18 protein-coding genes and 1 pseudogene are annotated in these 21,221 nt (G+C 66.4%); 10 read left to right on the top strand and 9 right to left on the bottom strand.

The window, feature by feature from the left end; all coding sequences use genetic code 11:
* Window positions 1–14: 14 nt before the first annotated feature.
* Complete coding sequence (locus QZM67_RS35015; RefSeq protein ID WP_301810506.1) at window positions 15–2,243, bottom strand: penicillin-binding protein 1A; 2,229 nt, start codon at window positions 2,241–2,243, stop codon at window positions 15–17.
* 245 nt (window positions 2,244–2,488) lie between these two features.
* Window positions 2,489–4,774: a TonB-dependent receptor gene (locus QZM67_RS35010; RefSeq protein WP_301810504.1), complete on the bottom strand. Its 2,286-nt coding sequence runs from the start codon at window positions 4,772–4,774 to the stop codon at window positions 2,489–2,491.
* 362 nt (window positions 4,775–5,136) lie between these two features.
* Here QZM67_RS35010 and QZM67_RS35005 point away from each other — a divergent pair, with 362 nt between their 5' ends.
* The 4 genes from QZM67_RS35005 (at window position 5,137) to QZM67_RS34990 (ending at window position 9,789) form a co-directional block, all read left to right on the top strand.
* The gene (locus QZM67_RS35005; protein WP_301810502.1) at window positions 5,137–5,793 is read left to right on the top strand and encodes a response regulator transcription factor; all 657 of its coding nucleotides are present in this window, start codon (window positions 5,137–5,139) and stop codon (window positions 5,791–5,793) included.
* Between the two features lie 135 nt (window positions 5,794–5,928).
* Window positions 5,929–7,035, top strand: a complete 1,107-nt coding sequence (locus QZM67_RS35000; protein ID WP_301810499.1) for a porin — start codon at window positions 5,929–5,931, stop codon at window positions 7,033–7,035.
* 23 nt (window positions 7,036–7,058) lie between these two features.
* On the top strand, window positions 7,059–8,135 hold the full coding sequence (locus QZM67_RS34995) for a porin (protein WP_301810562.1): 1,077 nt from the start codon (window positions 7,059–7,061) through the stop codon (window positions 8,133–8,135).
* A 220-nt stretch (window positions 8,136–8,355) separates the two neighbouring features.
* Window positions 8,356–9,789 carry a PQQ-binding-like beta-propeller repeat protein gene (locus QZM67_RS34990; protein WP_175023395.1) on the top strand — a complete coding sequence of 478 codons (1,434 nt, stop codon included), beginning with the start codon at window positions 8,356–8,358 and terminating at the stop codon, window positions 9,787–9,789.
* A gap of 352 nt (window positions 9,790–10,141) precedes the next feature.
* Here the strand turns inward: QZM67_RS34990 and QZM67_RS34985 are convergent, their stop codons facing one another.
* Window positions 10,142–10,426, bottom strand: coding sequence for a hypothetical protein (locus QZM67_RS34985; protein WP_186248741.1), 285 nt, complete (start codon window positions 10,424–10,426; stop codon window positions 10,142–10,144).
* A 62-nt stretch (window positions 10,427–10,488) separates the two neighbouring features.
* Between QZM67_RS34985 and QZM67_RS34980 the strand changes: the two genes are divergently transcribed.
* On the top strand, window positions 10,489–11,412 hold the full coding sequence (locus QZM67_RS34980) for a LysR family transcriptional regulator (protein WP_301810561.1): 924 nt from the start codon (window positions 10,489–10,491) through the stop codon (window positions 11,410–11,412).
* Between the two features lie 303 nt (window positions 11,413–11,715).
* On the opposite strand, the gene QZM67_RS34975 is transcribed toward QZM67_RS34980, so the two are convergent.
* Complete coding sequence (locus QZM67_RS34975) at window positions 11,716–13,221, bottom strand: PLP-dependent aminotransferase family protein (RefSeq protein ID WP_301810496.1); 1,506 nt, start codon at window positions 13,219–13,221, stop codon at window positions 11,716–11,718.
* 123 nt (window positions 13,222–13,344) lie between these two features.
* On the opposite strand from QZM67_RS34975, the gene QZM67_RS34970 reads away from it, so the two are divergent.
* Window positions 13,345–13,983 (top strand): FMN-binding negative transcriptional regulator, encoded by a 639-nt coding sequence (locus QZM67_RS34970; RefSeq protein WP_301810494.1) that lies wholly within the window; start codon window positions 13,345–13,347, stop codon window positions 13,981–13,983.
* 55 nt (window positions 13,984–14,038) lie between these two features.
* On the opposite strand, the gene QZM67_RS34965 is transcribed toward QZM67_RS34970, so the two are convergent.
* Window positions 14,039–14,620: a thioredoxin family protein gene (locus tag QZM67_RS34965; protein ID WP_301810493.1), complete on the bottom strand. Its 582-nt coding sequence runs from the start codon at window positions 14,618–14,620 to the stop codon at window positions 14,039–14,041.
* Window positions 14,621–14,847: 227 nt separating this feature from the next.
* On the opposite strand from QZM67_RS34965, the gene QZM67_RS34960 reads away from it, so the two are divergent.
* Both QZM67_RS34960 and QZM67_RS34955 read left to right on the top strand, forming a co-directional pair.
* Window positions 14,848–15,588, top strand: a complete 741-nt coding sequence (locus QZM67_RS34960; RefSeq protein WP_043180749.1) for a response regulator — start codon at window positions 14,848–14,850, stop codon at window positions 15,586–15,588.
* Window positions 15,585–16,907 (top strand): ATP-binding protein, encoded by a 1,323-nt coding sequence (locus QZM67_RS34955; protein WP_301810490.1) that lies wholly within the window; start codon window positions 15,585–15,587, stop codon window positions 16,905–16,907. Before QZM67_RS34960 ends, QZM67_RS34955 begins: the two co-directional genes overlap by 4 nt.
* Window positions 16,908–16,979: 72 nt before the next feature.
* Here QZM67_RS34955 and QZM67_RS34950 read toward each other — a convergent pair whose 3' ends face one another.
* From QZM67_RS34950 to QZM67_RS34935, 4 genes and pseudogenes are all read right to left on the bottom strand, one after another.
* On the bottom strand, window positions 16,980–17,591 hold the full coding sequence (locus QZM67_RS34950; RefSeq protein WP_175023389.1) for an alpha/beta fold hydrolase: 612 nt from the start codon (window positions 17,589–17,591) through the stop codon (window positions 16,980–16,982).
* A gap of 53 nt (window positions 17,592–17,644) precedes the next feature.
* A complete protein-coding gene (locus tag QZM67_RS34945; protein WP_301810487.1) occupies window positions 17,645–18,379 on the bottom strand; it encodes a metallophosphoesterase in 735 nt (244 codons plus the stop codon).
* A gap of 110 nt (window positions 18,380–18,489) precedes the next feature.
* Window positions 18,490–19,026, bottom strand: coding sequence for a GNAT family N-acetyltransferase (locus tag QZM67_RS34940; RefSeq protein WP_301810484.1), 537 nt, complete (start codon window positions 19,024–19,026; stop codon window positions 18,490–18,492).
* Between the two features lie 51 nt (window positions 19,027–19,077).
* Window positions 19,078–19,161 (bottom strand): annotated as a pseudogene (locus QZM67_RS34935) (LysE family translocator); the annotation flags it as partial.
* A 302-nt stretch (window positions 19,162–19,463) separates the two neighbouring features.
* On the opposite strand from QZM67_RS34935, the gene QZM67_RS34930 reads away from it, so the two are divergent.
* Together QZM67_RS34930 and QZM67_RS34925 are read left to right on the top strand one after the other, a co-directional pair.
* Window positions 19,464–20,657, top strand: a complete 1,194-nt coding sequence (locus tag QZM67_RS34930; RefSeq protein WP_301810475.1) for a porin — start codon at window positions 19,464–19,466, stop codon at window positions 20,655–20,657.
* A 75-nt stretch (window positions 20,658–20,732) separates the two neighbouring features.
* Entirely contained in the window at window positions 20,733–21,164 is a 432-nt protein-coding gene (locus QZM67_RS34925; RefSeq protein WP_175023385.1) for a GFA family protein, read from the top strand.
* Window positions 21,165–21,221 lie beyond the last annotated feature (57 nt).

Raw genomic sequence — 21,221 nt, 5'->3', positions numbered from 1 at the left:
CGACGGCCCCTCGATCAGCGGAACAACCTCAGCCAGTCGAACAGGCCCGGATGCTGCGTGCGCCGCCGCGGCGCCGGCGCGCTGCGCGGCCGGAAGTCGGGCGAGAACTGCACGTGCGGATCGATTGCCCGCGCGCGCAGCGCCGCATCGTAGAAGGTACCGACGATCGGCAGCGCGCTGTGCGCGCCCGCACCCCAGTAGTCGCTGCGCAGCGTCACGCTGCCGTCGTCGAAGCCGACCCACGCGCCGGCCACGAGCTGCGGATGCATCAGGATGAACCAGCCGTCCGCGTTGTCCTGCGTCGTGCCCGTCTTGCCGGCGACGTCGACGCGGATCCCGTAGCGCGAGCGGATGTCGGCGCCGGTGCCGCGATCGACGACGTCGCGCATCACGTCGACCAGCGTCTGCGCGGCGGGCGCCGGCAGCGCACGTTCGGGCGGCGTGCTGCCGAAGGTGGCGAGCACCTTGCCGTCGCGATCCTCGATGCGCGTGATCATCTGCGGCGCGACGTACACGCCGCGGTTCGCGATCGTGCCGTACGCGGACACCATCTCCTTCAGCGTGACGGGGCTCGTGCCGAGCGCGAGCGACGGTACCGCGTCGAGCGGGCTTTCACGCACACCCATCGCACGCGCGAGCTGCGCGACCTTCGCGGCACCTTCCTGCTGCATCACCTGCGCGGTGATGCGGTTGCGCGACAGCGCGAGCGCATCGCGCAGCGTCATCGGCTCGCCCGTCGGCGGCTCCGCATCGGTGGGGCGCCACACTGCGCGGCCGCCGACCGGGATCGCGACAGGGCGGTCGACGAACGTATCGCCCGGCCGCATGCCGTCCGCGAACGCGGCGCCATAGACGAACGGCTTGAACGTCGAGCCCGGCTGGCGCCGCGCCTGCGAGACGTGATCGAACGGCTCGCTGCCGAAATCGGGACTGCCGACCCACGCGCGAATCGCGCCGTTGCGCGGATCGATCGCGACGAAGCCGGCCTGCACCTGCGTCTTGCGCTCGCACAGCGCGCGCATGAATTCCCGATTGGCGCCAAGCTGCTTCAGCGCCGGCACATCGGCAAGCCCCGTGTCGCGCGCCTGGCGATACTCGGGCGTCTGGCGGATGAAGCCGCGGAACAGGTCGTTGCGCAGCCCGCAGCCGGACGGGCCGCGCCACGCGCTGTCGGCAATCGCCTGCAGCCGTTCGGTCTGCCGCGTCAGCGCCTGCGTCGCCATGTCCTGCAGTCGCGCGTCGAGCGTCGTGCGTACGACGAGGCCATCCGAGTACAGATCGTAGTTGTTGCGATCGGCCCACGCGATCAGCCATTTGCGCAGCTGCACCGCGAAGTGCGGGGCGAGGCCGGGCTGCCCCGACTGCGGCTCGAAGTCGACGCGCAGCGGCTGGCGCTGCAGTTTCGCGAGCTGCTGCGGCGTCAGCATGCGCATCTGCGCCATCCGGTCGAGCACGATGTTGCGCCGCTGTACCGCGCGTTCCGGATTCAGCACCGGGTTGTAGTAGCTGTTGCCCTTCAGCATCCCGACGAGCGTCGCGCTTTCGACGATGTCGAGCTGGTCGGCCGACTTGCCGAAGTAGGTGCGCGCGGCCATTTCGACGCCGTACGCGTTGTACAGGAACGGCACGGTGTTCAGGTAGGTCTCGAGAATCTCGTCCTTGCTGTACACCGACTCGATCTTGAACGCAGTGATCAGCTCCTTCACCTTGCGCGTGAGCGTCGGTGCGCGGCCGACTTCGTCCGGATACAGGTTGCGGGCGAGCTGCTGCGTGATCGTCGAACCGCCCTGGCGATTGCCCGAGAACGTGTGCAGCCCGGCCGCGATCGTGCGGCGCCAGTCGATGCCGTGATGCGCGTAGAAGCGGTGATCCTCGGTCGCGATCAGCGCGTCGACCATGTGCGGCGAGATCTGCTTGAGCGGCACCCATTCGCGGTTGACCGGCCGGAACTCGGCGATCAGCTGGCCGTCGGCGGACAGCACGCGCGCGGGGCGGTCGATGCGCGCCTTGCGGATGTCGCCGATGCTCGGCGTGAACGGGACGAACGCGAGCAGCACCAGCACGCCCAGCACCGGTATGGCGGCGAGCGTCAGCGCGACGCCGCGGCGCGTCGGATGACGCAGGCGATGCAGCACGCCGGCGCCCAGCGCGCGGATGCGCGCGCCGCTGGCGGCGGCGAACGGTACGACGCGGGCGCGGCAATGGCGCCACGCATCTCGGAGAAGCGGCACGAAGCGATTCAAGGCGGCAGGAGCGCGGAGGGAAGAGGCGCGATCCTAGCAAACGGCACACGTGCGACACCGGCCAAAATGGCTGTTTGCTTGCAGGATTTACAGACGATTACGTTTGTTGCCCGCCGACAACCTTTTGCCGCTCGCGCGGATGCGATTCCGCTGACGAATCGCGGCCGGCCTGCTGTGACGAGGGGCCGCCCGATCAGCGCGGCGCGATGTCTGCCGGTCGTCGCACATCGGGCGGGCCCGCGCGGTCATTTCCACGCATAGCGCAGTCCCACCCACGCGCCACGCGGCGCGCCCACGCCGACGAACTGCTCGCTCACGGGATTCGCGGGGTCGTAAGTGTGGCCCGGTCCGTTGAAGAAATTCTCGCCGAGTACGCCGAAGCTCGCGTATTGCTTGTTGAGCAAGTTCGTCACGGTCGCGAAGAGCTGCAGTTGTTTCGTCACATTCCACGTTGCATCGAGATCGATCAGGAAATAGCCCGCGATCTTGCCGTTCGTATCCTGGTTGTTCTCGTCGCCGCGCGCGAAGATACTGCCGCGCCATGTGAGGTTGGCGCCCAGATCGACCTGCGAGACGGGTGTGTAGTCGAGTCGCAGCTTCACCGTGTTCGCAGGAATGCCGGGAATGCGGTCGCCTGATCGCACGACGATGTTGCCGTTCGCGTCGGCGCTCGAATTGCTCTGACTGCTTTCGACGAAGGTCGATTGATAGGTCGCGTCCACGTAGCTATAGTTCGCGCCGATGCCGACCGGGCCGAACTTCGTGTGCGCGCCCATTTCGAAACCCTGGCGACGCGTCTTGCCGACGTTCTGGAAATACCCCTGGCCGCTCGCACCGCTGCTGACGAACTGTATGTCGTCGGAAAGCGTCGTGCGCCAGGCTGCGATGTTCCAGGTCGTCGCCGAGCCGATGCGCCCGCGCGCGCCGATTTCAACGGTCTTGGCGATCACGGGCTGGAGGTTCGGATCGGAGACGAAGTCGTTCGGCAGCGAGCAGGGTGCGTTCGGATCCGCGCACGCGAGCTCGATCACGGTAGGCGAGCGCATGCCCTCGTTGTAGGCCGCATAGACGGTCAGCGCCGGCGTGGGGTTCCAGTTCACGCCGAAGGCCGGATTGAAGCGAGAGAACGTGTGATGCCCGTCTAGCGCAGGCTGCTGGCCGCTTTCGTCGCCGATGTTGGCGCGTGCCCAGTCGTAGCGTCCGGAGACGGTGGCCGAGAGCTGTGGTGTGAGCGAGAGCGTGTCGCTGAAATACAGCCCGTAGTTCGCGCTATGCGTTTTTGCATTGGTCTGGAGCTGATAGTTACCGATGCCCACAGTCGCACGCGTCGCCGTGAAGTAGGCGTCCTGTTGCGACGCGAGATACGTCGAGTTTGCCAGGTCCGCGTTCGCGCCGAGCACGAACTGATTCTTCATGGCCAGCAACTTGCCAAGCAGCGTCAGTTGCAGGCTTGCGCCGTAGCTATCGGTCGTGATGTCCGAAAGCGCGTTGGTGCCTTCGGCCGAATTCGGATCGGTGGGCTGGAAATTGTTGTTGTTATTGCTGCTGATATTGGTGTTGTCGTAGTGGCGGTAATACACGTTGCCGCTTAACTCGACGTTGTCATTGAAATAGTGGTCGCCCGACAGCGTGACCCAGGCAGCCTCGTTTTTGTTCTGGTCCGGGTACGTGTAGGCCTGGCGCCGGTTGTCGAGAAACGAGCGCGGGATCGTCTGCGACCCCTGCAAGGTATTGTCCGCGCCGCCCGCCGAGACCGAAAGCGTCGTATCCGAATCGGTGTAACGCAGCTTGCCGAAGCCCTGACGCACCCTGCTCGAGTTGTGATCGGCCCAGCCGTTGTCGTTCGCGACATTGCCGGTCACGTAGTAGTCGAGGTTCGAGCCGATGGTGCCGCCCTGTTCGATCTGGGCGGTCTTGCGCCCCCAGGAACCGCCGCTGATCTCGACTTCACCGCCGGGATGCGCACGACCGTTCTTCGTCGAAATCGCGAGGGCGCCGCCGAGCGTGTTCAAGCCATAGGTGGGGTTCGATCCAGGGATCAGCTGAATCGTGTCGATGGCCGCCGGCGGGATGAGATCCCAATTGACCACGTCACCGAACGGCTCATTCACGCGCACGCCGTCGAGAAACACGGAGAGACCCTGTGGCGTGCCGAGCAGCGGCGACGCCGTCGAGCCTCGATAGTTCACGTCGGTCTGCCAGGGGTTGCCCTGCGCTTCGTTGATATCGACGCTCTGCAGGTTCTTTTCGAAGTAGTCGGTGAGCGTCGCACGATGCTGATTCCCGATCTCGCTCGCGCGGATGGTTTGCACGTTTGCCGGCACCTGCGTAAGCGGTGTGCCGATACCGAGCAGCGGTGTCGTACCGATGACGACGATCGTCTGCAGCTGCGTGTCTGCGTCGGCCGTGGCCGGCGCGGCTTGCGCCGAGACATCGAGCGATGCGCCTGCCAGTACGGTGCCGCAGCAGAGCGCGACACAGACACGGCGCCGGTAGCGCGGCGAGGCCGGGCGGTTTTCGCATGGGTCCATCGTTCTTCCCTTGTCGTACATTCGCGTGGCGCGACGATCGCTGGATGCCCGGTCGACAAGAGCATTACACAGGCGCCGCGGGTTGCACGCGGGAAGATTTCCCGAAGTGTGCCGCGCGCCGGCATGGAAAGGAAAAGTCAGATCTTCAGAATCACGCGTCGCAAGCGGGCCTCATCGCAAATCATTACGTTTTCCTTTCCATCTGTTGAAGATGACATCGATCTGAAAGGGGGAATGGAATGGATACATTTCCATAATCCGCATGTTCGGCCGGGAAAAAACGGGGCAAGATTGTGGCGATCAGTGACGCGTGAAGACGAAACGCCAAGACGTCGGACATTTCGATACACGAGGCCTGCCACGTGCCCCCACGCCTTTCTATATTGCTCGTTGATGACCATGCGGTCGTGCGCGAAGGCTATAAGAGACTGATCGAGTTCGAATCGGATCTTTACGTATGCGGTGAGGCCAGGCATGCAGCAGAGGCCTATCCCGCCTTCTGCGCCCTGCGGCCCGATGTGGTCGTGATGGAAGTGTCGCTGCCGGGCCCGAGCGGGATCGAGGCCATCCGCCGCATGCTTGCGCGTGAGCGCGCAGCGCATATCCTGATATTCAGTGTCCGTGAGGAAACGATGTTCGTGCGCCGCTCGCTCGCCGCGGGGGCGCTCGGTTACGTGACCAAGGCCAGTGCCCCCGACGTGCTGGTCGATGCGGTTCGCACCGTGGCGCGTGGGCGTCGATTCCTGAGTCCCGACGTCGCACAGGCGCTGCACGCGAGCGATGCGTTTCAGGGCGGACAAGTTGACAGCACGCTGTCGGCGCGCGAGTTCGAGGTGCTGGGACTGCTCATCCAGGGTTATACGTTGCTCGCCATCGGCGAGAAACTCGGTATCAGTCGGAAGACCGTGGCCAACCATCAATCGATGCTCCGTCAGAAGTTCGGAGCGGACAACAGCGTGCAACTTGCCCGCATGGCTGGCCGGTTCGGTCTGCCGTTTCAATCGGTTCCAGGCAGTTGATTTCAGATCGGATCTTTCAGCAGAGGCATGCCATTTATCAATAGGAATACAAAGTGAAATGAAAGCCGATCAGTCGCCGAAGATAGCTCTGTGAACATTTGATGAACGTCGGGGCGGCATTCATCGGAGAGAACGATGAGAAAGAGAATCTCGGTTGCTTTGTTGTTGGGGGGGCTCATGCCGGCAGCATGGGCGCAATCGAGCGTGACGTTGTATGGCCGCGTCGATGCGGGGCTCGAATACCTGAACCACGTCACGACGGCACCGGGTCAGACCGGCACACGCTTCAGTGCGGAAGGAGGCGACTGGGGCACGAGCATGCTGGGCCTGCGCGGCAACGAGGATCTGGGTGGCGGGTTGTCCACGGTATTCAATCTCGAAACCGCGCTGCAAGTGATGAACGGTACGACGGGAGGCGGACGGCTCTTTTCGCGGCGTGCCTACGTCGGCCTGAAAGACGATACGTGGGGGCAACTCCAGGCGGGGCGCAACCTGTTCATCGATAGCGATGGCGTGTGGGCGTTCGACCCGTTCGTGCAGCAGGCGGTGTCGTCGGCATCCCTCGTGCGCGGGCGCAACTGGCAGCAGACCAGCAATAACGTGGAATACCACAGCCCGGTTTTCCATGGCTTCGACGTGCAGGCGCAATACGCGTTCGGTAACCAGGCGAGCGGCTTCAACAACGGCGCATCGGGTGAGTTCGGCCGCTCGGACGGCGTCATGCTGACCTACCACTCGCCGTATTTCGACGTACGCGGCATGTACGATGAATTGCGCGATTCGACCGGAAAGTTCAGCAACATCTTCACGAGCTCCCGTGAATATTTCGTCGGCGGAAACGTGCGAATTCAGAAGTTCACGATTCAGACGGCCTGGACGCACTATTCCGCGCCGGACACGCCGGCCGGCCTCGCGGACACCGCAGATCATTTCTGGCTCGGTGCGACATGGCAGGCGAATGCCCAATGGGCGGTGACGGGCGCCGGCTACTACGTCCGCGTGCGCAGCGGCAATGGCGACGCGACACATGACCCTGCCGGCCACGCGATGCTGTACGCGCTCGGCACGACCTACAACCTGAGCAAGCGCACCTTCCTTTACGGCACGGTGGCTTATGTGCGTAACGGAAGCCACTCGGATTTCTCGGTATTCGCGACGCCGCTGGGCGCGACGCCGACCACCCATCCGCTCGACGGCGAATCGCAGGTCACGACGTATGTCGGCGTGATGCACACGTTCTGAAACGATAGATGAGGACGGCATCGATGATCGGCGTCAAGCGGTTCCGGCAGCGGCGCAACGGCGCTCGTTCGGTTTTTCGGCAACGGGCGCAGGCGTGCGGTGCGTTGAGCATCCTGCTCGTTGCGCCGTCCCTCGGGTGGGCGCAGTCATCCGTGACCTTGTACGGCGTCATCGATACGAGCATCGAGATCACGAACCCCGGGGCGGGATGGGTGGCGCGGATGGACTCGGGTGCGTATCGCGGGTCGCGGATCGGCTTGCGCGGCAGCGAGCCGATCGGCGGCGGGACGAACATTCTGTTCGTGCTCGAGAACGGATTCGGCTCGGCCAATGGCACGCTCGATACGGCGGGCACGTTGTTCAACCGCCAGGCCTGGATCGGTGCGGGTGGCCCCTGGGGGGAAATGCGCGTCGGGCGGCAATACTCGCCGATCTATATCCCGTTCAAAGGCGAGATCGATGCATTTGGCGCGGGAACCATAGCGTCCGGGCTGAACAACTTCTCGAAGATCACGCCTTACGCGAGCAATGCGATCACCTACCTGTCACCGAACATCGCGGGCTTCGACGCAACGGTGATGATGTCGCTGCGCGCGGCGAGCGACAACGACGGCAACGGGCTCGCGGGCAACTTCGAAACGGTGTCGTACCAGTACGGGCCGGTGCGGCTCGCCTACGGACACCAGCAGACACACGGCAGCGGGGCATTGCGCGCGAATCTCGCCGGCGTGTCGTATCGGATCGACAAGGCCACCTTGTTTGCGGACTGGTTCAACGGGGCGGGCGGCAGTGCACCGATTTATCACAACGATGGTTTCGCGGTATCGCTGCGCTACGCGTTCGTGCCGAATCTCGATGCTTCGCTCGGCTATGCGTACGTGCGCGACCGTTCCGGCAGGGGCAACAACGCGGATCAGTTCAGTGCGATGTGCGATTACAGGCTATCGAAGACGTTGCAACTGTACGCGAGTGCGGGCTGGTTGCGGAATCGGAACAACGCGACCTTCACGCTGCGTGGCGTCAACGTAACCGGGCTCCCGCCGTCGTGGCCCGGTGCGCTGGTGCGCGGTGTGCAGATCGGCATGATCGATCGTTTTTGAATGCGCTGACTCGCCAAAGTGAGCGTAGTGGCAAGGCAGGGATTGTCTACCGCTGTTTTATGGAGAGCTGAAAATGAAACGAGTCTTCTACAGGCAAGACGCGGATCGGCGCGCTTCGCCGCTATCCTGGCGCAACCCGGCTATCGCGACGGCCGTCGCTATCGTCAGCAGCCTCATCGTTGCTGCTCCCGCTGCCGCACAAAGCGCGGGAGACTGGCCGATGGCCGGGCAGAATCTGCGCAATACCCGCAGCGCCGCGGGCGAACGCGCGATCGGCCTGAGCAACGTGGCGAAGCTGGCGCCACGCTGGTCGGTCGAGACGGACGGTAACGTGTCCGCCACGCCGACGGTAGCCGGTGGTGTCGTCTATGTTCCCGACTTCGGTGGCTCGCTATGGGCCGTCGATGCCGCGTCCGGACAGGTCAAGTGGCACAAGAAGGTCAGTGACTACAGCCAGATTCCCAACGATGCATCGCGCACCAGCCCCGCATACTGGAAAGGCACGTTGGTGATCGGCCAGGGCACGCAGATCGCCAACAATCCGACCGGCGCCTACATGCTGGGCATCAAGGCCGAAGACGGCGCGCCGCTGTGGCGTACGCAGGTCGATACGGACAAGTCCGCCATCATTACGAGTTCGCCGGTTATCGACAACGGGATCGTGTACGTCGGCGTATCGTCTCGCGCCGAGGCGCTGAAGGAAACGCCCCAGTATCGCGGCAGCGTCGTGGCGCTCGACGCGACGAGCGGCAAACTGCTGTGGAAGACGTACATGGTTCCGGAGGGCTACACCGGCGGTTCGGTCTGGGGCAACACGGCGGTCGTCGATCATGAAACCGGCTTGCTGTACGTGACGACCGGCAACAACTTCACCGTTCCGGAAGGGGTTTGCCGGTATCCGGGGCAAGAGAAGTGCAAGGCAGCCGTACCGGGCAATCATATCGACAGTTTCGTTGCATTGAACCTGAAGACGGGCAAGATCGCATGGGCCACCCGTACGTTGTCGGCCGACATGTCGACGAACTACGACCACGACGACGGCCCGGACTACGATTTCGGCTCGGGGCCCAACCTGTACACGACGACCGTCGGCGGGCACAAGCGCACGTTGCTCGGTGCCGGCCAGAAGAGCGGTGTCTACTGGGCACTTGATCCGAAGACGGGCAAGGTCGTCTGGCATGCCCAGGTCGGCCCCGGCAGCCTGCTCGGCGGCATGCTGTGGGGAACGGCCGCCGACGGCAAGCGCATCTACGTGTCGATCGGCAACCTGAATCACGCGTCCATCGACGTCAACTCGCCGGCGGGGACGAAGACGACCAAGGGCGGCATCTGGGCCGCAGTCGACGCTGCAACCGGCAAGGTACTCTGGCGCACCGCCGATCCGCAGCAGATGATGGACACCGTTGCGATGTCCGAGGCCAACGGCGTGGTGTATGCCGGTTCGCTGGCGGGCAGTGGCGCCAACATGTATGCACTCGATGCGTCGACCGGCGAAATCAAGTGGAGCTTCGAGAGCGGTGGCGCCGTCGTGTCAGGTGCCGCGATCGTCGACGGCACGGTCTATTGGGGATCCGGCTATCACACCAAGATTCTCGGGCTGCCCTATGCCGGCGACAACCACAAGCTTTACGCGTTTTCGGTAGCGAAGCAGTAAGCCGCCGTTGCCGGGTGTCGCGAGACCACCCGCGCGAGTCGAGATCCGCGCTCGGGTACGAGCGTGGCATCGTCCGCGCGGGTGGCGAGCGTTCGCGCGAACTCGTCTGGCACGAAGTGCAAGCGCTAAATCGAATCGGTTTGATTCCGTTTCTTTGGTGTTATTTCGACGCGAATACGTGTCAAATGTGTTGACCCGGCCACCGTGATGCCAGCGCACTGCGCACTGGGATTCCATCGCTTGCACGATCGAGGCCGGGCTCCCATTTTCAGATTCAAAGGACTGCAAACTTCATGAGCAATCGAAAACATGAAGTACCCACTCCGCAGCTTAGCCAGCCGATCTTCATCGATCAGCCCCCGCAGGCGGTGCTCGCGAACGTGCCGATGAAATAAGCGCCGGGTATCGGGCGCGGTCGCGTCGAGCTCGCCGGTTGCCGACACTTTCCCCACATTCCGTCAATCGAGTTCGAACTGTCGAGCGTCGTGACGTGTCCGTTGCAAAGAATGAGATCGAGCGCGAAATCGATGGCGCTCGCAAGCAATTCCTCATGTGATGAGTATTCGAAAAACGACTCGATGAGCGCGACCGCCTGCACGTCAATCAGCGTGACGAGCCGGCCCGCCAGTGCAGTCAACGACCGCGTTTGGACCGAGCCGGCCAGCGCGCCAGCACACAACCATCGATTCAATTCCCATGATGCAACACCTTCCTGATCTCGACGCCTGGGCCATCTTCGCGCGCGTCGCGGAAACCGGCTCGTTTGCAAAGGCCGCCGAGCTGATCGGCACGTCGCAGTCGACCGTGTCGAAGGCCATCGCACGCCTCGAGCAACGGCTCGGCACCATGCTGCTGTACCGGACGTCGCGCAGGGTGTCGCTGACCCCGACGGGCGATCTGCTGCGCGACCGTGCGCTCCGGCTGCTCGCGGATGCCGAACTCATCGAGAACGAAGCAACCGCTCAGGCGCTCGAACCGCACGGCCTCGTGCGCGTGAATGCGCCGATGTCGTTCAGCCTCCGGCATCTCGCGCCCGTGCTGCCCGCGTTTCTCGAGCGCTACCCGAGCGTCGACATCGATCTCATGCTGAGCGACCATCTGGTCGACGTCGTGCCGGGTGGCTTCGACGTCGCGATCCGGATTGCCGAACTGAACGATTCGACGCTGCGCTTCCGCAGGCTCTGCGCAGTCCGCCGACCGCTCGTCGCTTCGCCTGCCTACCTGGACCGCTACGGACGTCCGGCTCACCCGCGCGATCTCGAGCGACATGTCTGCTTCACCTACACGAACCTGCCGACGCCGGGTTGCTGGCGGTTTCGGCACACCACGTCGGGTGAAAAATTTTCCGTACCGGTGAACGGACGCATCCGCACCAACAACGCCGACGTGATCCTGCCAGCACTGGTCGCCGGGTACGGCCTCGCGCTGCAGCCCGAATTCGTGGTGGTCGATGCGCTACGGGATGGCGAACTCGAGGAAGTGATGCACGACTGGAGGATCGCCGACATCAACGTCAATCTCGTGACGCCGCCCGGCATGCTGCGTACCGCGCGCGTCGCGGTGCTGCTCGACTATCTCGCCGACCAGTTCACGACCGCGCCCTGGGCGCCGCCTATGGGCTGAACGTCTGCGATCGCCAGGACGCGACATCTCGGCTTTGCGCTTGCACAACGTCATCCCCGGATTCAGGCGAGCCCAGTTACTTATGCGTGGTGTGCTCGACGGGGTAAGGTCGACCCCATTCGCAGCCATCTCGAGCGCCGCGCTTCGCGTGAGTCCGGCTACTGCGTGCGTGCTGACGTTGCACGCGCTCTGATGCATGGCGCCACGCGTCGCGGAGAGGCGGCACGATGGAGCTCAATGCGGCAGTCGCGCGGAGCGAAGGGGCGCGATCGTGACAGACGACACGCGTGCGCCAGCAACTTCTTACGGCACGCGCGGCTGCGTTTCCACTGACGACACCACATCCGCGAGCCGCTGCGCGGCCGCTTCCATCTGCGCCCGGCCGAATCCGCCGAAGCCCAGCACGAGCCCCGGGCGGGCCGTGCCCGGCGCGAACATCGGCGACACCGCGCGCACCGCGACGCCGGCTTGCGCGGCGCGCTCGACCACGTCGAGATCGTCGATCCCTTCCGCGAGCCACAGCACGACGTGCATCCCCTGGTCGCCCGGCTGCACCCACGCGCGTTCGCGCGGCAGCCGCGCACCCAGCGTGTCGATCAGCAGCGCGCGCTGCTCCGCATACACACCGCGCACGCGGCGGATATGGCGGTCGAGATGGCCTTCCGCGATGAAGGCGGCCAGCACGTGCTGGTCCGCGGTCGGCACATGGCGATCCATCAGCGCACGCGCGCCGCAGAACGCGGGCACGAGATCGTCGGGTGCGATCACGTAGCCGAGCCGCAGCGACGGAAACAGGATCTTGCTGAACGTGCCGAGGTAGATCACGCGATCGGGGTCGAGCCCCTGCAGCGACGGGAACGGATAGCCTTCGTAGCGCAGCTCGCTGTCGTAATCGTCCTCGACCACCCACGCGCGCCGCGCACGCGCCCACGCGAGCAGCGCGTTGCGCCGCGCCATGCTGAGCGGCATGCCGAGCGGATACTGGTGCGACGGCGTGACGAATGCGGCACGCGCATCCGGTGCGACGCGGATGCCGGCCTCGACGTCGATGCCGTCGGCGTCGACCGGCACCCGCACCATCGCGTCGTGCCGCCCCGTGCTGTCGAGCAGCGCGGTGATGCCGCGATAGGCGGGATTTTCGACCCACGCCTGATCGTCCGGGCCGAGCAGCACCTGGCTCGCGAGATGCAGCCCCTGCTGCGTGCCGCTCGTGATCACGACCTGGCCGGCATGGCAGCGCACCGAGCGCGATCGGCGCACGTAGTCGGCAATCGCTTCGCGCAGCGGCAGCGTGCCTTGCGGATCGGCATAGCCGGACGGCGCGCCGGCGCCGCGTGCGCGCAGGCGGTTGCCGAGCCGGCGCCAGATGTCGTCGGGCGCGGTGAGGCCGATCGGCACCGAGATCGCGAACGGCATGGCCGGCAGCGGACGGAATTCGCTGGCGATCCGCGCGAAGGTGGCGGCCGGCTCGGGCAGCCCGGCGTGCGCCGGCGGGCGGCGGGTGGGCGGTTCGGCGGGATGGACGGGCGGTGGCTCCGCGAGCGCGTTCGCGACCCGCGTGCCCGCACCGCCGCGCGATTCGAGAAAGCCTTCGGCGACGAGTTGCGCATACGCATCGACGACGGTGCCGCGCGCCACCTGCAGCGCCGCGGCCAGCAGCCGCGTGGACGGCAGTGCGTCGCCCGGCCGGACGTCGCCGCGCCGCACGGCTTCTCGCAGCGCCTGCGCGAGCTGGCGGCTCAGGTCGCCGGCCGCGCGGTCAAGCGCGCCAAGCGACGGGATATCGACGTTCCGGGCCGTTCTTGCCATGATTCTGGTCTGCTGAAATTGTTCCAAACCGGCTCTACAGCATAAACCAGTTTGGAGCCACAATCGCCGCATGCCAGGCCATTGCCTGATCCATTCCAACCCCCACACGACCGTGGAGCCGACATGTACGTCCCCGCCGAATTCAACGAACCCAACCCCGACGCGCTGCGCGAGCTGATCGTGCAGCATCCGTTCGGCAGCCTGATCACGCACGGCAAGAGCGGGCTCGACGCGAACCACATCCCGTTCGAGCTGCTGCCCGGCGATGGCGGGCTCGGCGAACTGCACGCGCACGTCTCGCGCGCGAATCCGGTCTGGCGGGACGTCGCGAACGGCGACGAGGTGCTCGTGATCTTCCGCGCGGGGGACGCGTATATCTCGCCGACCTGGTATCCGAGCAAGCATGTGGCGCACCGGCAGGTGCCGACGTGGAACTACGTGGTCGTGCATGCGCACGGCCGCATCACGGTACGCGACGACGAGAAGTTCGTGCGCGGCGTGGTCGCCCGGCTGACGCGCACGCACGAGGCATCGCAGCCGGTGCCGTGGAAGATGGGCGACGCGCCGGCGGATTATCTCGACGAGATGCTGCAGTCGATCGTCGGGATGCAGATCGAGATCACGCGCCTCGTCGGCAAGCGCAAGCTCGGGCAGAACAAGGACGAGGCCGATATCCGCGGCGCGGGTGATGCGCTGGTCGCGAACGGCAACCTCGCGATCGGGGAAGCGATGATCGAGGCGGCCGACGCGAAGCGCGGGTGAACGCAACCGATTCGCGGGCCCGCGCGGGCGAGTGCCACGCCCGCGCGTGGGTTCGTTACTGCGTGCGCGTCGTGCCCTTCGCGCTTTCACCGGCCTGCGCGAGCGCGCCGCGAATCGCGGCCTCGGTCTTGTCGTACTCGCCTTCGCCATAGCGCGTATAGACGACCTTCCCGTTCGCGTCGATCAAATACAGCGCGGGCCAGTACTGGTTGCCGTACGCACGCCACGTGTCGTAGCGGTTGTCCTGCGCGACCGGATAGCGGATGCCGAAGCGCTTGATCGCATCGGCGACGTTGCCCGCGTCGCGCTCGAACGGATATTCGGGCGTATGCACGCCGACCACGACGAGCCCCTGGTCGCGGTACTTCCGGTCCCACTCCTTCACGTACGGAATCGTATGAATGCAGTTGATGCACGAGTACGTCCAGAAATCGACGAGCACGACCTTGCCGCGCAACTGGCCGAGCGTCAGCGGCGCGGTGTTGTGCCAGCGGTCGATGCCCGTGAAATCGGGCGCTGCGGTACCGGCCTGCGAAGTCGGCATGCCCGCGTCGTCGCGGGTGCCCGCGAAGGCGGCGAGCCCGGCCGTGGCGGCCAGGGCGATGACGAGGGCGGCGATCTTGAGTCGGGGCAGCATGGCGTTCTCCTGAGCGGGAGGCCGCCGCTCGAAGGCGGTGGCCGGACGGGTTTCGACAGGCCCCATTAGGCGGCGCCGACGTATCTGCGATGTGTCCGGCGAGCCACGCGTGTGCAACGTTGTGTGTCGTCACGGCGGCGCGATACATTGGGATACAAACGCATGCCCGCCGTGCGGTATAAAAGCGGACATCGCCTGCCCGAACACCTCGACACCGACAACGACTCATGGACAAGATCGACCACGTGCTGATCGTCGACGACGATCGCGCGATCCGCGAACTGATCGCGGACTATCTGGAGAAGAACGGCATGCGCGTGTCGCTGGCCGCGAACGGCCGCGAGATGCGCAACGTGCTGGACGACGGCGCGCCCGACCTGATCGTGCTCGACCTGATGCTGCCGGGCGAGGACGGCCTCGCGCTGTGCCGCGACCTGCGCGCCGGCAAGTTCCGGACTGTGCCCGTGCTGATGCTGACCGCACGCGGCGAGGAAACCGATCGCATCATCGGCCTCGAGATGGGCGCCGACGATTACCTGGCCAAGCCGTTCGCGGTGCGCGAGCTGCTCGCGCGGATCCGCTCGGTGCTGCGCCGCGCGCGCATGCTGCCGCCCGGCATGCAGGTGACGGAAACAGCGGAGCTGCTCGCGTTCGGCGAATGGCGGCTCGACACGACCGGGCGCCACCTGCTCGATGCCGAAGGCACGCTGGTCGCGCTGAGCGGCGCCGAATACCGGCTGCTGCGCGTGTTTCTCGACAACCCGCAACGTGTGCTGACGCGCGACCAGTTGCTCAATCTTACGCAGGGGCGGCAGTCCGACCCGTTCGACCGGTCGATCGACCTGCTCGTGAGCCGGCTGCGCCAGCGCCTGCGCGACGGCGCGCGCGAACCGCGCTACATCAAGACGCTGCGCAACGAGGGCTATGTGTTCTCGTCGGCCGTGACCGCCGTCGACGGTACGCCATGAGCGCGCGCATGCCGTGGCACTGGCCGCGCTCGCTGTTCGCGCGGCTCGCGCTGATCCTGTGCGTGGGCCTCGCGCTTGCGCAGACGCTGTCGTTCTGGCTCACCGTGACCGAGCGCGACCAGGCGACCACCAACCTGATGATGGGCTACATCGAGCGCGAGGTCGCGAGCTCGGTCGCGCTGCTCGACCACCTGCCGCCGGCCGAGCGGGCCGCGTGGCTGCCGCGCCTCGCGCGGCGCAGCTATGCGTTCATCCTCGGGCCCGGCGAGACCGGCACGCCGCCGGAAGCGCGGCTGTCGGCGCGTGTCGAGCGCTCGATCTCCGACGGCATCGGCGGCGACTACCCGCTGACCGCGAACGCGATCCCCGGCGATCGCGAACATCTGCAGGTGCATCTGCGCCTGACCGACGGGTCGCCGCTGACGATCGACATCCACCCGATGTCGACGGTGCCGCTGTCGGGCTGGCTGCCGGTCGTGCTCGCGCTGCAGCTCGCGGTGCTGGCCGCGTGCTGCTGGCTCGCGGTGCGGCTCGCGACGCGGCCGCTCAAGCAGCTCGCGCAAGCCGCCGATGCGCTCGGCCCCGATCTGAAGGGCGAGCGGCTGAACGAGGGCGGGCCGTCGGAAGTCGCGCGCGCCGCCAGGGCGTTCAATGCGATGCAGGATCGCATCGCGCAGTACATGGCCGAGCGCATGCAGATTCTCGCGTCGATCTCGCACGACCTGCAGACGCCGATTACGCGGATGCGCTTGCGCGCTGACATGATGGACGACGACGTGCAGGGCGCGAAGCTGCGCCAGGATCTGCTCGAGATGGAGCATCTGGTGAAGGAGGGCGTCGCGTACGCGCGGACGCTGCACGGCACCGAGGAGGCCGCGCGCCGCACCGATCTCGATGCGCTGCTCGACAGCATCGTGTGCGACTACACGGATGCGGGGCAGGACGTCGCGCTGCACAGCCGCGCGCCGCTCGCGCTCGTCACGCGGCCGAAGGCGCTGCGGCGCATCGTCGGCAACCTCGTCGACAACGCGCTGAAGTTCGCGGGCGCGGCCGAGATCGACGTGCACGCCGCGCCGGATGGCGGCGCGGTGATCGCGGTGCTCGACCGCGGGCCCGGCATTCCGGACGATCAGCTCGACGCGGTGTTCGAGCCGTTCCGGCGCGTGGAGACGTCGCGCAATCGCGAGACGGGCGGCACGGGGCTCGGCCTGGCGATCGCGCGGCAACTCGCGCTCGCGACGGGCGGCACGCTCACGCTGAACAACCGGACGGACGGTAGCGGGCTCGAGGCACGGCTCACATTGAGGAATGTGGTGTGACGGGATGCGGCGCGTGAGCGTCGCGGTTTCAGGGGCGTGTCGAAACTGAAGCCGAAGCCGAAGCGCGCGACCTCACACGCGCTGCAGATGCGCATCGACGAGCGGTGCGAGCGTGGACGCATGCACGGCCGCGAGATCGTGCCGGCCGCCCGGCACGACATGCAGTTGTGCATCGTGTAGCCGTTCGAGCAGGCGCCGGCCGGCCGCGACGGGGCTGATCGGATCGTCGTCGCCCCACAGCAGCAGCGTCGGCTGCGCGATGCGGCCGATTTCTTGCGACAGGTCGGCATGGAACGTCAGGAACCAGTCGGGAAGCTGCGGGTTGGCTTCCGCGAAACCGGTGCGCCAGTCCTGCGCGCCGAGCCCTGCCATGTCGAGTCCGCCGGACGTGACCGTCAGCACGAGGTGCGTGATCAGTTCGGGCTTGTCGAGCGCCGCGCGCATCGCGATCACGCCGCCCATCGATTGCGCGATCACGGCGGTCGGCCGGTCGATCGTGTCCAGCACGCGGCGCACGAGGCTGTCGAAATCGTCGACGGCCGGATCGTGCGGCGTGTCGCCGAAGCCCGGATAGCTGACGATCCGGCGCTCGGCCGGATGTGTCAGGAGGCTGGCGAGCGGTTGCCAGAAGGCGGTGCTGCCCGATGCGCCGGGCAGGAAAAGCAGTTGCGACGGAACGGGCATGGCGGTGCGGTTTTCCGGTGAACGAAGCGAAGCGGGATGATGGGGCGGGCGTATCAGCAACGGCCGGTGCGCAGCGCGACGACCCAGTCGTCGCGGCCGCGCGTGGCCGCGGTGGCCGCTGCCGTGTGCCAGTCGTATTCGACCGCATGGAATTCGACGTTCCAGCCGGCCGCCGTGCGCGACACCATCGCGTAGCGCGCATGCGGCGAACCCGTTTCGATGCGGTGCGGATGCGGCAGGTCGTCCGTGTACGCCTGCAGCCCGACGCTGCCCGGGTTGACGATCAGCCGGCCGTCGTCGAGCTTTGCCGTCCGCGGGATGTGCGTGTGGCCGCACAGGATCAGTGACGCCGGTGCGTCGCCCGCGCGCCGCGCGATTTCATCGGGCGTGGCCGCACGGCAGCCGTCGGGCGTGACCGTTTCGAGGAAATAGACGAGGTCGCTGTCCGGCGTGCCGTGCACCATCAACACGTCGTCGCCGAGCATCGCGCGTTCGGGCAGCGCAGCGATCCAGTCGAGATGATCGGCGCGCAGCGTGTCGTGCGCCCAGCGATCCGACAGCCGCATCGACTCGCGATCGCCGGTGAGCAGTTGCCGTTCGTGGTTGCCCTTGATGGTCGGCAGGTCGAGCGCGATCAGGCGGTCGGCCGTTTCGGCCGGATGGAGCGCGCCCGACAGGATGTCGCCGAGATTGACGATCACATCGGCACCGCGGCGGCGGACGTCGTCGAGCACGGCGTCGAGTGCGGCGAGGTTGCCGTGGATGTCGGACAGCGCGGCGATTTTCATGGCGGATCGTCGTGGACGGAAACGGCGATTGTCCCCAATTCGGCGCAGGCCGTCCAATGGCGTGCGCCCGCGCAGCCGTGAGCGGGTTGACGTGAAGCCGCGGGGGCGCGTCAGTCGGTCGCGAGGCGCGCGTACATCGCGAAATCGCCCGGCGTGCCGCGCACGATCTTGTACGCGCGCAACAGCCCTTCGTAGCGGTAGCCGCACTTTTGCAGCACGCGCGCGGAGCCCGCGTTGCTGGTCAGCACGACGGCCTGCATGCGCATGAAGCCGCCGTCCGCGAATGCCCACGCGGTGACGGCCGCGCACAGCGCGCTCGCGATCCCGCGCCCCCAGTGCGACGGCGCGAGATCGTATGCGATCTCCGCCGAGCGGTTCATGGTGGACACGGTATGCAGGCCGATCGTCCCGGCGAGTGCGCCCGATGCATCGTCGATCACGGCAAGGCGCCGGATCGAATCCGGGTCGGTCGACTCGATGGCGTCGAACAGCGGCAGCAGATCGTCGGGCGAGCGCAGGTTCCAGCTCGTGTGGCGGAAGACGTCGGGGTTCGTCAGATACGCGTGCCACGCGTCGAGGTCGGCGCGGTCGAGCTGGCGTAGCGACAGGCCGGGAAAGCCGGAGCGGGGCGGTGCAGCGATTCTCATCGGTATCCGCTCCTATGCCGCGTGACGCCGGTACAGCGCGAGCGACCCGGCGAGCGCGAGCAGCACGGTCGGGCCGGGCGTCGCGATGCCGACGAAGGCGACGGCGGCGAAGATCAGCAAGGTCGTTTCATGCATGAAGGCTCTCCCGATGGACGGCGCGCGTTCGATTATCGGCTGCGCCCGCCGGAGCTGTACAGGGACGGCGCACGGCGCATACGGCCTCCGTTCCACTATCTCGATTTTGGAAACAAACTGTTTTCATTATTCCGCTTTCGACCGGAACCGGTTCCATTTACCATGACGGCCGCAGCGGGCATGCCCGCCGCGCCGTCGCGCGCGCGTCACCGGCCTCGCACCGCCGGTGGATCTCGCCGCCCGCGCGCTACTCGCAACTGACAGCCAGAACAACGGGTTCACCGCCCGGAGACACGACAATCATGAACAAGCAACTGATCGCAGCCCCGCTGCTGCTCTCGCTCGCGGGCATCGCCGCCGCGCAAAGCTCCGTCACGCTGTACGGCATCGTCGATGCGGGCGTGACCTATCGCAGCAACGAGCGGGTCGGCTCGGCGGGCGCGTACACCGGCCATTCGGACGTCGCGCTCACGACCGGCAACCTGTCCGGCAGTCGCTGGGGCATCAAGGGTTCCGAGGATCTCGGCGGCGGGCTGCGCGCGCTGTTCGTCCTCGAGAACGGCTTCGACATCACGAACGGCACGTCGGGCCAGGGCGGCCGCCAGTTCGGCCGCCAGACGTTCGTCGGTCTCGGCAGCGATCGCTACGGCACGGTCTCGCTCGGCCGCCAGTACACGTCGCTCGACGACTTCGTGAGCCCGGTCGGCCCATCGTCGTACATCGGCGGCTTCGGCGCGCACCCAGGCGATATCGACGACCTCGACCAGACCGCGCGTGTCGACAGCTCGATCAAGTACACGAGCGCCAACTACTCGGGCTTCACGTTCGGCGCGCTGTACGGCTTCGGCAGCCAGCCGGGCAGCATGAAGCAGCGCAACACGTGGAGCGTCGGCGCCGGTTACGCGGCAGGCCCGCTGCGCGTCGGGGTCGGCTTCGAGCGTTCGGACAACAGCAAGACGGGCGCGACCGACCCGACGACCGGCAAGTGGCAGAGCACCGACGACGGGCTGTTCAACTCGTCGATCAACGAAGGCTATGCGAGCGCGCAATCGCAGCAGATCATCGCGACCGGCGCGACCTACGACTTCGGCCCGGCCGTCGTCGGCGTGGACTACAGCAACGTGCAGTACCGCAGCGGCGGCCAGTCGCTGTTCACGGGCCACGCGACGTTCAACGTCGTGGGCGTGTTCACGCGCTGGAACGTGCGCCCGCAGACGCAACTGTTCGCGGGCTACAGCTACACGCGCGGCAGCGATGTCGATGGCGTGGACGACCGCGCGCAGTATCACAACGTCACGCTCGGCGCCGTCTATGACCTGTCGAAGCGCACCAGCGTGTACCTGCTCGGCGCGTACCAGCATGCGTCGGGCATGACGCTCGACGCGATGGGCCGGCCGGTGGCGGCGACCGCGTCGGTGTCCGACAAGGCGAACGGCCACTCGTCCGATTCGCGGTCGCAGGCCATCGTCAGCCTCGGCCTGCGCCAGAAGTTCTGACGCGCAGCGATCGTTGCGGCTGCAACGTTGCCCGCATGCTCCTATACTGTCGCCTCCTTTCTTCGAGGAGACGACATGACCCGAACGCATTCCGCGAGTTGCCTGTGCGGCACCGTCACCGTGACGCTGCGCGGCGAGCCGGCGGCGCGCGCGAACTGCCATTGCGCGACCTGCCGCGATTTCTACGGCACGCCGGTGCTGTCCGCGACCGCGTGGCCGCCGGAGCAGGTGGCCGTCGAAGGCGGCCACGCGACGTTCCCGCATCCGGCGAAGTCGATGTCGCGCACGTACTGCGCGTCGTGCGGCGAGATCGTGTTCGGCACCAACCGGCTCGGCATGCGTGTCGTGCCGAACAGCCTGGCCGCGCGTGCGCACGGCGGGCAGTTGCCCGGCGACCTGCAGCCGACGATGCACCTGTTCTACCGGCATCGCGTGATCGACGTCGTCGACGCGCTGCCGAAATTCGTCGACGGCTGGGACGGCCCGACGTTCGACGACGCGAGCTGATCGATCGCGGCCGGGGGGGGGGGGGGGGGGGGGGGGGGGGGGGGGGGTTTGTGTGGG

This window comes from Burkholderia sp. AU45251 (assembly GCF_030482905.1).
Classification (GTDB): Bacteria; Pseudomonadota; Gammaproteobacteria; order Burkholderiales; family Burkholderiaceae; genus Burkholderia; species Burkholderia aenigmatica.
This window is presented reverse-complemented; position numbering and strand designations above follow the sequence as displayed.